The sequence below is a fragment of the Lacibacter luteus genome, from assembly GCF_004118265.1.
Taxonomy (GTDB): domain Bacteria; phylum Bacteroidota; class Bacteroidia; order Chitinophagales; family Chitinophagaceae; genus Lacibacter; species Lacibacter luteus.
Genome location: NZ_SDHW01000001.1, coordinates 201,072 through 213,192, shown reverse-complemented (window position 1 = coordinate 213,192; position 12,121 = coordinate 201,072). Strand labels below are relative to the sequence as shown.

The following is a 12,121-nucleotide window of genomic DNA, read 5'->3' as shown; positions in this document are numbered from 1 at the left end:
CTCACATAGTTACCGTGAGCAAATCGCTCAGGATTTTACCGCTCTCATCATTCATTACTCATCATCAGAACTGGAACGGCAAGCCAATGCCCAACGAAATATTCATGTTTTCGTAACGCCAGTTTCTGGCAGCTTCCGAACCGTTGAAAAGATTTGCAGCATCACTGAATTTAGGAATACGCCATCCATCGTTGGTAAGTACAAAAGGATAAGCAGGGTTTTTTAAGCGGTAACCAACATCAACACGTATCAGGAAAAGGCCAACAAAATCCAAACGGAAACCGGTTCCAACACTTACACTCAAATCTCTGTACAGATTCTTTAACTGAAACACAACGGTATCGTTACCTCTGTTACTTTGATTACGGAAGTTCCAGACATTGCCGATATCGGTAAAGAGTGCTCCACGCAGAATAAGTGTGTTGGGCCATATGCTCCAGATATTGTAACGGTATTCAATGTTTCCTTCAATAAGCATATCGCCCGAGCGACTGAAGAACTGGTTACGACCTGTACGTGGATCGTTACGGCTTGCACCCGGACCTAAACTTCGTAAAGGCCATGCACGCATACTATTAGGGCCACCACCTGCAAACTGTTTAAAGAACGGCATGTTCGAAGTATCATTATCGTACAAATAACCTGCGCCAACAGCTCCACGAAAAACCAATTCCCTGTTTCGTGCAGGATTAGTAATAGCATAACGAAACTCTGCATCGGCTTTTACATACTCAAACAATTGTTCATCGAACAACTTCACCGATTTTTTAAAGCGGCCAAACAATGCACCCGACTCTTCAAAATTTACACGCAGTGCAGCAGTATGATTGTCGTGCTTTTTAATACGGAATGGTTGCTTATACCCAACATTTACAACACCTAATACAAAACCCTGGTTAAAAGAGTTACGTAAAAACGGATTATTATTCAGCTGTTCCTGGAAGTTGGTGGAAATATCGTAAAGGTTTACATATTCAACATTCAACGGACTAACACGCCACAACGCATTCTTAGGCGTTTGAAACTGCCAGCCAAATGTTGAGCTTACCGTGGTTAACGCAAACGATCCATTCTTGTTAATATTTCTATCGATGATGGAGATATTGGACGTTAAGAATGTTTTGCGATTTAGCCAACGCCGGCTTTTACGTGTAAACAACTTATCCGGTATACGTGGCCATGTAATGGAATTGCTGAAGGTTAATTCTGTTGCCTGCAAACCTGCATTAATAGGAGGTAAGCCAAACTCAATACCAGTACGAAGTGTATTGGTCATTTGAATACCCTGTTTTGCAATGTTGCGATCCTGCAAGCCAAAGTTTACACCTAAACCCACAAGGTTACCCGCACCTGTTAACTGGTTTAATGGTTGATTAAACACACCTTCGAGGTTAGTACTGAACGTGTATCGTTTGTAAGGAATCAACAAAATATCGTAATCAATTTTTGCTGAATCTTCTGTTGAAAGTTTTGGCTGAATACGGATAACCTGCCACACATTTAATTTGTTTAACTCTTCGGCAGTTTGGCTAACCTTGAGTGCACTGTACAAACTGTCTGTCCGCAATTTCAAATTGCGACGGATAAATGACGGTTTATATTTTCCTTCGTGAAAGCGAACAATAATACTGTTTCGAACGCTATCGATATAGGGGATGGAATCAGACTTATCACCACCTTTAAATTCGGGATAAACAACAATTTTGTTATTGGTGAATTGCTGAAAAACAGAAGGGTTCAGATTAGGTTTTGTGCGGATGTACACATTGATAACCGGATTCTTTCTACGTTCCTGTGCTTCCTGGAAAACTTCAAACTGGCGGATAGGGTCTAAGGCCAGCAAAGGATCGAGCAGTGCCAAAAAAACAGTATCAACATCTGCATAAATAGCATCCCTGCTGAAATTGTAATAACCATTGTTACGGAACAGTTCAACCAGGCGATTCATTTCTCCCGATACCAACTGCTCAGAAAAAGGTTTTCCTTTTTTCAGCAAACTTTGCGACAGATTGCGATTCGAAAGTTCCTGCAAAGGCAACAGGTAATTACGTCCCGAATCGTTTGGAATAATGGCAATGGAATCAATACGGAATACAGGCCCGGTGTTGGCAATAAATTTAGTTGCCACACGTATCTGTTCCTTTTCAGGATCTCCTTTGTAGATGGTATCGAAAGGAAATAATTCGTAATTAACCTTGCCGTTATAGTAACCTTCTGTCTTTAAATAGATCTCCATGTTACGGGCACTGTTAACAGCATAAGCCGTATCGTAAACTGCAGGCGATTCAAGCTTCTTAAAAAATACAAACGACTCCTTTACCACTGTTTGTAAACTATCGTCGAGTTGTGTGCGCAACCCATCACCCAAAACTGTTTTCTCATCTTTGCTCAGCTTATCGTTTACAACCTTTATCTCGTTGTAATAAACAAAGGGCTTATCTATGGGATATTTCTTTACTTTGGTATATTGACGCCGGGTTGGTTTTTTAAATGCAGCACAGGAAACAAATAACTGCATTGCAATGAAGCTGACTAATATGGTAATAACTGCCCGGGTTAATTGCATAAAAAGATGATCAATGCTCAGTAAAAACGAAGTCAAATATATCCAAAGTTTAGGCCACAAAAAAAGAAGGGACGAAGAAAGGCTGTTTTTGGTAGAAGGAAGTAAGATGGTTGCTGAGTTGGTACAGCAGTATGCAACGCAAATAGTGCGTTTATTCGCTACCGAAACCTTTTATACCAATTGTGCTGAAGCAAAAACGATTCAACAACATTTTGTTATCAGTAACGAAGAGTTGGAGCGTATTTCGCAACAGCAAACCCCTAACCAGGCACTTGCGCTTGTACATTATTTTCCGCAACAGGAGTGGAGCCCTTCTTCAACAGAATGGACACTGGTACTCGATGCCATCCGTGATCCGGGAAATATGGGCACCATCATCCGCCTTGCCGACTGGTTTGGCATTAAACACATTGTTTGTTCGCCCGATTGTGCAGACATCTACAACCCCAAAGTAATACAGGCTACCATGGGCAGCATTATGCGGGTTGCAGTACATGAAGCTGAACTGACTTCTTTTCTCAGCCAGCAGCAAGTACCTGTTGTTGGTGCCGTATTGGGGGGTACCGAATTAGCATCGTATAAATTTCCAGGCGGTGGCATCTTAGTAATTGGCAACGAAGCAAATGGCATTAGGGAAGAAGTCATTCCAATGCTTACAGATGCATTAATGATTCCACGTTTTGGTGAGGCTGAATCGTTGAACGCAGCAATAGCTACAAGTATCTTTTTGTGGGAGTTGAAGAGAGGAAAATAGAGTCACAGATGACAGGGATCAAAAAGATTTACGCAGATTTTTAAAATCAGTGAAAATCAGTTTTATCAATATACGCTGCCATTCTGTTAAATAGCTGATATGCCAACTCTGCTTTTTACATAAGCATTCTCTTCAAGTTCGGTGAGCATAAACTGGGCAAGATCGCCTGCGTTGATGCGGTATAAATTCGGTTGCGGCGGATAGTCTTTGCCGGTAATATAGTTTCCGGTTGGGCCATCATTGATAATATCCGGACTGCACACAAATGTCCAATCGAGCGAGGAAGCGTTTAAGTATTCATAAGCTTTGCGATGTTCGTTGCCAACGGGTAAATATTCCTGCGGATAATCTTTCTGATCGATGAGCAAACCCTTTTCATCTGCATTTAAAATACCCATGCCCCCCAATGCAACAATTCTGCGCACAGCAGCTTTTGTCATTTGTTTAATAATGTTTTTCATACCTAAGGAACGGGATTTATCGGCGCCATCAAATGCTCCGCCGATAACACTGATTACCGCATCGCATCCTTTTATTGCATCATACACTTCAGCTTCATCAAACAAAGCACCTTTAATCAACTGCAGCTTCGGGTCTCCGTCTGCCAATTGATGCACATTGCGGCCATATGCTTTTACTTCGTGTCCACGCCACAAAGCCTGTTTCACCACTTGCACTCCAACTTGTCCGGTTGCGCCAAATACGATGAGTTTCATGTTGTACTGTTTGTTGTACAAATTACAACAGGAACACGAATAAAATTCTGTGGCGATGGCCTGTTAATTTTATTTAACAGCCAACCACATTGCGGTTTTTACAATCTTTGCAGGTAAATTCAGTTGCTTGAAGCAGGTACTTTGTTCATTGCTGTTCCTTTGTTTGTTTTCTGTTGTTAAAGCACAGAAGATCGACAGCCTGTTTTTTAATCTGTACACCGACAGTTTAAAGAAAGGTTCCTGGAATTATATTAATGTAGATGCCAAACTGAGTAACGGCAAATACATGCCGCTAACTGCCGAACAACTCAACTTTAAAGTAAGTGCCGGCAAGCTAGAACGAAATACAGTCTGGCTCGACTGGACTTTTCCTTACGACAGTATTGTTGTTGAAGTGAGTTTGAAACAGGAACCTGCAGTACGCAAAAGCATTACGATATGGGTGAAGAAAAAAGATGAGCAACTTGATGCACCCGTGAATGATTCGTTGTTGCAACAGATCAACAACAGACCTAAAGCATCAACCAAAAAGAAAGGGAAGGGATAACCTTTCAGGCCTTCGTTGGTCGTTAACCCTTAGTTGGTCGCCTGACCAATGAACGAAATGCTTTAATCCATTTAATGAAACTTTTACGAAGGCGATACTCGTGTAACAGATAATGGATGAACAAAAGTCTGTGCCGCTTTTTTCTGCCTGTTGATTTGGTGAAAAGCAGGTTGCAAATGAATGGTTATTTAAACAAGAAGGTGCGTACATTTATGTGTTAGCGGCAAGTTTAGAAGACAGTGCTAACCTAATCCGGAAAGCGTTTTATTGGACATAGAAAAAGTAAATAAATGAGTGAGATTAAAAACTATAAGATTGATTTTGTAACCAGAACAAAAGAATTGCTCAACGACAACTTTGCTGACTTTAAGAGCAAAGACAAGGAAGTAACATTTTTACTTAACTGTTTGTTGGGCCTCATTGTAAATGTTTCAGAAAATGAGAAAAAATCAAAATTGACATTTAATGGCAAAATAGACCATGCCTTTATTTCACTACTCCCAGACAAAGTTGGTTTCATAATTAAGAAAAGACATTCAGAAGACTTGACAGATGAAAGAGTTGAAAAAATAGAAACTAAAATTGGGCATAAGTCCGACCTAAAATCTCAGGACAAATTTTGGTTTATAAATAAATTGAGAAATGGTATTGCACATCAAAACATTGAAGGTATAAATGAAGCCAACAAATGGGTTGGTGTAAAACTTTGGAATACATACAACGAAGAAAGAGACTTTGAAATTATTTTCACTGTTGACCAATTAAAAAGTTTAGCTCTAAAAATTGCTGACGACTACTTGACAAAACATAAACCGACAAATGAGAAGAAAAAAACCAGCCGCTAACAAGGTATTGCCAAAAGCGGGGGTGACGTGCCTCTATGAAACTTTTGTGCTTAACCGAGCTTTAGTTTTTCAAATCAACAGTAGTGCTGAAACGCCCCGCCTTCGGCAATACCCTCAACGTTGGGCGTAAGCTGACAAAACCCGCTTCAATAACTAAATGTATGACAACAATAGACACTCAATTAGCAGACAAATTACTTGAGGTTTTGTCAACTCAAAAAAATGTTATTACTGCAAAACGTTTAAATGAATATCACCAAATAATAAATCAACCTTTCAAATCAAATAAATTAGACACATCTCTTAAAAAAATAATTAAAGCCTACTCACATATTAAACTTCAAACTAAGAACAGAGTAATTAATGAAAACAAAGAACTGCTTGACAAATTTCAGCTAATTGAAAAAAAAGCTGAACAAAAAAATAAAGAGACTTCCTGCGACTTCAACGTTTTGAAATTATTTAGTATCAATGAACCAATGCACAGTTTTTTGCTTGCTAACATATTAAATCCTAATTCTGAACACGGACAAGGCAATTTATTTCTTCTTTCATTTTTACAAAAATTAGGCATTGAATTTCCAGAGCAAGGTCAATGGACAATTACCGCTGAAAAAGGAAGAATTGATGTTTTGATAAAGCGACAACACCCACACAGTGTAATAGTAATTGAAAATAAATCCAACTATGCTGGTGACCAGCCTAATCAACTTTATAGATATTGGTATCGTGAAATATACTACCCAAACAGACATAGGGAAAATGATTACTCTAAACATCATCCTGAAAAATATCAAGTAGTATTCTTAACCCCTGCTGATTGGAAACAACCAAGCGAAAACACAACATTAAGACCAAACAATTGGGATACAAGTTTGCCAACCATAATGCCTCTTGAAACAAAAATTTGGAAGTTTAGTAATGAAATTAATAGCTGGTTGAGCGAAACTTATAACGACATTCCAAAAGAAAATCATAGACTTAAAGAATATATCAAGCAATACATTGAATTTTGGCAATAACTATATATTAAAATGCAAAAAGAATTAATACACCAAGCAATGCTGATGTTTGACACAGCAGACAAATGGAACTCATTTTTAGAACTTTCAAGTAGTAAAGATGAAATAAGAAATCAATGGTATCAAAAAATGAAAACCCTCGTAACAAAACGATTTTGTGAAGAAGACGTTGTAAACGGTTGGTCATTTTCAAGTTGGAATTCCTGGGATTTCAGATGGTATTTGACTGAATTTGGCAGAGAGTCATTTTGTATATGGATGTTTGGAAATCGTATTGGACTATGGGTAAATCCAAACGTATTTAATTCTCAAAAAATAACAGAACTATTGAATACTGATACTTATTCTATAGTTATGTCAGTTTTTAGACCAGATGAAGTTTTTTCAGGTGATTGGAAATTAGTTGAATATGGAAATTTTGATTTTGACAGTCCTTTCAATGGTCACTTTGATAACGACAAGTTAGGATGGTTTGCAGGGAATGAATCAGAAAAATTTTCAGACCAACTTTTAGAAAAAGTAAACAAAATAAGAAAGAACGAAAATATTACGGGGCTTTTTGCAGACCTAAACAGGATTGCCAAAAAGTAAAAGCCTATACCAACATGAACTGTGTAAAAACCAAGAAGAATTTTTTTTTAAGATTTAGCTGAACTGTAATTGGCTTGGTATAATCTACGTCTTAGTTGGTAGCCTGAAGAATACAAAAGCCACTTGCTGTGGCCTTTATTTTTAATTCCCTGTTTTCTTTTTCACCGGTGGTTTTGCAACCGGCTTTTTCTGCGGTTGTTGTTTGGGCGCTGTTGGAGGTGCTTCCTCAATAATTTCACCACGTAATAGACGGTTGTTGAAATCAATTGCTTCAGGTACAGGTGCCTGTCCGTCTTCTAATTTAAAGTTGAAAACTTTATCGATGTGTTGCCATTGCCCGTTTTCCCATTTAAAGCCTTCGTAATCGCCATCGGGGATGAGTGTGTATTTTTTGCCGGGTTCACTTGTTTCTGATACAAGATGATCGAAGATGATCATATCCAATTCTTCATCGTATTGCACACGTGCACGGCCATCTTTTTTGTACTCCAGCAAAAAACGATTCGTGGCAGGCTTTGGTACAGAATCCTGTGCAAACGAAAACGCACCCTGTTTACCAAACACGGGTTTTTCATTTTCATCGAACCACATTACATCGAGCCATTTACGGGTTGTACGTGTATCGTTCTCATCGTAACCAAACAGTGTGTAATATTTTTTACCGTTGAATTCTTTTTCTACAATGCGGTAATACACTGCACCAATCCACCACAGATTGTTGGCAATGGTATCTACGTCGTTCGCAATAAACTGATCTGCATCACGCAGCGGAATAAATTTTTCAGCACCTTTGGGGTTCCGAAACTGGATAAATCCTTTTTGCCTGCAATAATCATCATCCTTTACTACCTGCCAGGTAAATATGCGGAACGAACTGTCTTCACTATAAATTTTCGAAATGGTCTTCAACGAATCGAACGGATATTGAAATGATTTATCCTGAACGATTGCTCGAACAAGAATACGTGTAAAGTTGCTGTCGCTGCGGAAGCGAACGGCTGCATCTTTACCACGCACAATTTCATAACCGAATTTTTTCAGCGAATCTTCACGCAAACGAAACTGCTTTAACTCAGCAGGAGTAAATTTCTGTGCCGAAGCAGTTGCTGCAATAAAAAGCGCAAGAAAGGTAAACAGGTTCTTCATTGATGCTATTAACTGTTTAAAGGCAAAATTATTGTGTTTTAAGCCTTGCTGCTGAGAGCTTGTGCAAATGCTAACAAATCTTTATACTGTGCATCCACAGTGGAGGGGTCGGGCTTTTCTTCGGGACGGGTAGGAAGATAAACAGTAAATGCGCCGAACTTTCTGCCAAACCACATATCGTTAGGCATGTTACCCACCATGATCGATTTCTTTAAATCAATTTCCGGAAAATCCTGCTTGGCCTGTAAAGCCATACCGGGATTGGGTTTGCGGTTGATGTGTTTGTTATCGGTTGATGTGCAGAAATAGATCTTATCAATACGTCCTCCGGCTGCAACAATTTCCTGTAGCATGTTTGCATGAATTTCTTCCAGCGTTTCTTCGCTCATCAATCCTTTACCAACACCTGCCTGGTTGGTAACCACAAAAATGCAATCGAATAATTTCGATAATGCAGCAATAGCATCCAATGTTCCTTCGGTAAAATGGAATTCGCTCCAGCTTTTAATGTAATCGCCCACCACATCTTTATTAATAACACCATCACGATCGAGAAACAAAGTCCATTCGTTTGTAACAGCTGGTAATTCTTTATGTGGCAAAGGCATAAAATAAGCGGTATTGGCCGGAACGTTTGTTGTAAGTGTTGTGTGGATCATGCATCAATTCTTTGGATTGAAATATCGCTCTTCGACCAACTGACAGATAATATGGCCGAGCATAATGTGGCTTTCCTGTATGCGTGGCGTAACAGTTGATGGCACATTGAACAGATGATCGCTCCATTCTTTCAGTTTGCCGCCGCTTGCGCCGGTAAAACCAATGGTGATCATTCCTTTTTCTTTTGCTGCCTTAAATGCTTCGATAATGTTGGTTGAATTACCGGAAGTTGATAAACCAACAAGTATATCGCCTGCATGTCCAACACCTTTAATATAACGTGCATAGGCCACTTCAAAACTGTAATCGTTGGCAATAGCTGTAAGGTAGGATGTGTTTACATGCAAGGCTTCGGCAGGTAATGCATCCCGATCGAGGTAGAAACGACCGCTGAGTTCTGCAGCCAAATGTTGCGCATCGGCAGCACTGCCGCCGTTGCCGCAAAAAAGAATTTTCTTTTCTGCACGAAATGCATCAACAATTAAATTACTGATGTCGTTGATCTTTGTAAGCATTGCTTCATCGCCAAGTAATTGCTGTTTTACAGCTATTGAATCGCTGATGATCTGTTTGATCTGTTCGTTCATTGTGCAAATGTAAATGAAAAAAGCTGCTGGCTGTTCGTACGATAGGTATGCCATACCTATCAATATTCATGATTATATTCAGCCTGGTAATAGGTATGGCATACCTGTTACACCGATGCAGCCAGTTGCAGAATAGCCACTGTCATTTTATCCCAGCCGTATTTCTTTTTCTCTTCCTGCAGGTAAGGTAGAAAATGTGCGGCTCCTGTTTGCACGTATTGCTGCATTGCTTCTGCTATTGAAGCCGCATCGGGCTCGCAAACCAACCCCACTTTTCCCTGTGGTACAAATGCAGGGAGGCCACCCACATTGGTAACGATCATGGGAATTTCAAAGTGATAGGCAAGGGGAGTAACACCACTCTGTGTTGCATTACGGTAAGGTTGTACCACCACATCAGAAGCACAGAGATAATATTTCACTTCACTGTCGGCAATGAATTCTGTTTTAAGAATCAGGTCGTCTGCAATGCCCAGTTGTGCAATCAGTTCATCGTAGTGTTTTCGGTCTTCGTAAAACTCACCAGCGATAAGAAGTTTATAGTTTATCGTTTTTTGTTTATGGTTGTTCAGCTTGCTGAAAGCTTCAAGCAGCATATCCAGTCCTTTGTATTTACGGATAAATCCAAAGAACAGAAAGATGAAATCGTTTTGATTGATGTTGAGGTGAGTTCTGGCTTCTTCTTTTGAAACAGCATTACCAAATACATCGTATAACGGATGCGGTTGCAATACTGCTGGTTTTGTGTGGGTAAAGCTGCGCAGATCAGTCATCACTTTTTCGCTCATGGTCACAAATGCATCCACAGGCTTTATAAAATACTTTGTGAATGCATGATCGCCTGTACGTTTTTCGTGTGGCACCACATTATCGGCTATGCAGACAATTTTTGTATGGCCGTTCGATTTTATTCGACGAAGAATAGTACCCAATGCGGGGCCCATTAACGGCAACCAGTAACGCACAATCAACAGATCGGGCTTTTGCGTTTTGATTTCGTTGCCAACTAAAAGCCAGTTGATTGGATTAATGGAGTTGACTTTAATGTTGATGTTGAGATCGGCAGGTGCAGGTTCGGATGAGTATTGTGTTGTACCGGGAAACAAAAAGCCGGGATATTGCAGGCTGAAAGAATAAATACTTACATCATGTCCTTCGTTTTGAAACTGCCTTGCCAAACGCTCATTAAAAATGGCGATACCACCACGAAGGGGATGAGCAGGACCGAGGATGATTATTTTTTTGGATGAATGCAATGGAGTCACTGATTAAACTGATTCTGCTGATTGAACAGATTTATTTTAGATCGTTAGTGAAAATTTTTCGTTTAACCTGCGGTTTGGTACCAAATAACAGCAAAAGACCGACTTCGTAATTTGTAGCTTTTAGATAGTTTGTGATCTGCAATTCATGATTAAGAATTGTTTCCTCCATATCGCCTGCTTTTAATTCAAGTATCACCTTACCTTCTACTAAAATATCCGCATAATAACTACCCACTTCTTTTTCCTGATAATATACTTTGATTGGGAACTGACTTTCAGCACTAAGCCCGTTATTTCTCAACTCAATCAGCAAATCATTTTCATATACTTTTTCAAGAAAGCCGTACCCGAGTTCATTGTATACGTTATAAAAACAACGAATGATTTTTTCGGTCAGCTCCTGATGAAGATACATAGATCTAAAGTTGAGTAATCAGTGTAAATCTATCCAATCAGTCAAATCTGTGTTTCTATTTTATTCTATCCCTGCTTTCTCTCCAATTAAATAAAAATTTCTTTCGGAAGAACTTCGACTGATCAACTCTCCAATAAAACCGGCAAGAAATAATTGTGTACCAATAACCATTGCCACCAACGCAATAAAAAATGTTGGACGATTGGTGATGGAGAAGTTAAAATCAACCAGCTTGGCTATAACGAGATAAGCACTGATTCCAAAACCCAGCAGAAAAAACAAGGAACCCCACAAACCAAAAAAGTGCATTGGGCGTTTACCAAACTTGCCCACGAATGTAATGGTTGCAAGATCGAGGAATCCATTTACAAAACGATCCCAGCCAAACTTGGTTACACCGTATTTGCGTTTACGATGTTCAACAACTTTCTCCCCAATGTTACGAAACCCTGCCCACTTGGCTAACACAGGAATATAGCGATGCATTTCGCCATATACTTCTATGCTTTTTACCACACGACCATTGTATGCCTTTAGTCCGCAATTAAAATCGTGCAGGTAAATGCCACTCATTTTACGGGTAGCTGCATTAAACAATTTCGACGGAATATTTTTTGTGAGCGTATTATCATAACGCACTTTTTTCCAGCCACTCACCAAATCAAAACCATCAGCTGTAATCATTTTATATAACTCAGGAATTTCATCGGGACTATCCTGCAAATCAGCATCCATTGTAATCACAACTTCACCAAGTGCAGCTTTAAAACCTTCGTTCAACGCAGCAGACTTACCATAGTTCCGTTGAAAGCGAATGCCTTTAATGTTGCTGTTGGCCGAACGCAATTCCTTGATCACTTTCCAGGAATCATCTGTACTGCCATCATCAACCAAAATAATTTCGTAGCTCAGCTGCTGTTCGTTTACCACACGTTCAATCCATGCACAAAGCTCCGGTAACGATTCGGCTTCATCTTTCAGGGGTATAACTATGCTTAAGTTCATGT

13 protein-coding genes are annotated in these 12,121 nt (G+C 39.6%); 5 read left to right on the top strand and 8 right to left on the bottom strand.

Annotated features, from left to right (window positions below; all coding sequences use genetic code 11):
• Positions 1-64: 64 nt before the first annotated feature.
• Complete coding sequence (locus ESA94_RS00900; RefSeq protein ID WP_164972584.1) at positions 65-2,518, bottom strand: BamA/TamA family outer membrane protein; 2,454 nt, start codon at positions 2,516-2,518, stop codon at positions 65-67.
• A 61-nt stretch (positions 2,519-2,579) separates the two neighbouring features.
• Here ESA94_RS00900 and ESA94_RS00895 point away from each other — a divergent pair, with 61 nt between their 5' ends.
• A complete protein-coding gene (locus ESA94_RS00895; protein ID WP_129128977.1) occupies positions 2,580-3,320 on the top strand; it encodes a TrmH family RNA methyltransferase in 741 nt (246 codons plus the stop codon).
• An 86-nt stretch (positions 3,321-3,406) separates the two neighbouring features.
• Here the strand turns inward: ESA94_RS00895 and ESA94_RS00890 are convergent, their stop codons facing one another.
• Positions 3,407-4,036, bottom strand: a complete 630-nt coding sequence (locus ESA94_RS00890; RefSeq protein ID WP_129128976.1) for an NAD(P)-dependent oxidoreductase — start codon at positions 4,034-4,036, stop codon at positions 3,407-3,409.
• 127 nt (positions 4,037-4,163) lie between these two features.
• Here ESA94_RS00890 and ESA94_RS00885 point away from each other — a divergent pair, with 127 nt between their 5' ends.
• The 4 genes from ESA94_RS00885 (at position 4,164) to ESA94_RS00870 (ending at position 7,041) form a co-directional block, all read left to right on the top strand.
• Positions 4,164-4,583 (top strand): hypothetical protein, encoded by a 420-nt coding sequence (locus ESA94_RS00885; RefSeq protein WP_129128975.1) that lies wholly within the window; start codon positions 4,164-4,166, stop codon positions 4,581-4,583.
• 290 nt (positions 4,584-4,873) lie between these two features.
• The gene (locus ESA94_RS00880) at positions 4,874-5,428 is read left to right on the top strand and encodes a HEPN family nuclease (RefSeq protein ID WP_129128974.1); all 555 of its coding nucleotides are present in this window, start codon (positions 4,874-4,876) and stop codon (positions 5,426-5,428) included.
• A gap of 161 nt (positions 5,429-5,589) precedes the next feature.
• Positions 5,590-6,450: a PD-(D/E)XK nuclease family protein gene (locus tag ESA94_RS00875; protein WP_129128973.1), complete on the top strand. Its 861-nt coding sequence runs from the start codon at positions 5,590-5,592 to the stop codon at positions 6,448-6,450.
• Between the two features lie 12 nt (positions 6,451-6,462).
• Positions 6,463-7,041 (top strand): hypothetical protein, encoded by a 579-nt coding sequence (locus ESA94_RS00870; protein WP_129128972.1) that lies wholly within the window; start codon positions 6,463-6,465, stop codon positions 7,039-7,041.
• Between the two features lie 141 nt (positions 7,042-7,182).
• Here ESA94_RS00870 and ESA94_RS00865 read toward each other — a convergent pair whose 3' ends face one another.
• From ESA94_RS00865 to ESA94_RS00840, 6 genes are all read right to left on the bottom strand, one after another.
• Positions 7,183-8,187: a hypothetical protein gene (locus ESA94_RS00865; RefSeq protein WP_129128971.1), complete on the bottom strand. Its 1,005-nt coding sequence runs from the start codon at positions 8,185-8,187 to the stop codon at positions 7,183-7,185.
• Between the two features lie 38 nt (positions 8,188-8,225).
• Positions 8,226-8,846 (bottom strand): D-glycero-alpha-D-manno-heptose-1,7-bisphosphate 7-phosphatase, encoded by a 621-nt coding sequence (locus ESA94_RS00860; protein ID WP_240670948.1) that lies wholly within the window; start codon positions 8,844-8,846, stop codon positions 8,226-8,228.
• A gap of 3 nt (positions 8,847-8,849) precedes the next feature.
• Entirely contained in the window at positions 8,850-9,434 is a 585-nt protein-coding gene (locus ESA94_RS00855; RefSeq protein WP_129128970.1) for a D-sedoheptulose-7-phosphate isomerase, read from the bottom strand.
• A gap of 107 nt (positions 9,435-9,541) precedes the next feature.
• Positions 9,542-10,690: a glycosyltransferase family 4 protein gene (locus ESA94_RS00850; RefSeq protein WP_129128969.1), complete on the bottom strand. Its 1,149-nt coding sequence runs from the start codon at positions 10,688-10,690 to the stop codon at positions 9,542-9,544.
• 40 nt (positions 10,691-10,730) lie between these two features.
• Positions 10,731-11,114: a GxxExxY protein gene (locus ESA94_RS00845; protein WP_129128968.1), complete on the bottom strand. Its 384-nt coding sequence runs from the start codon at positions 11,112-11,114 to the stop codon at positions 10,731-10,733.
• Between the two features lie 60 nt (positions 11,115-11,174).
• Positions 11,175-12,119 (bottom strand): glycosyltransferase family 2 protein, encoded by a 945-nt coding sequence (locus ESA94_RS00840; protein WP_129128967.1) that lies wholly within the window; start codon positions 12,117-12,119, stop codon positions 11,175-11,177.
• Positions 12,120-12,121: the final 2 nt, after the last annotated feature.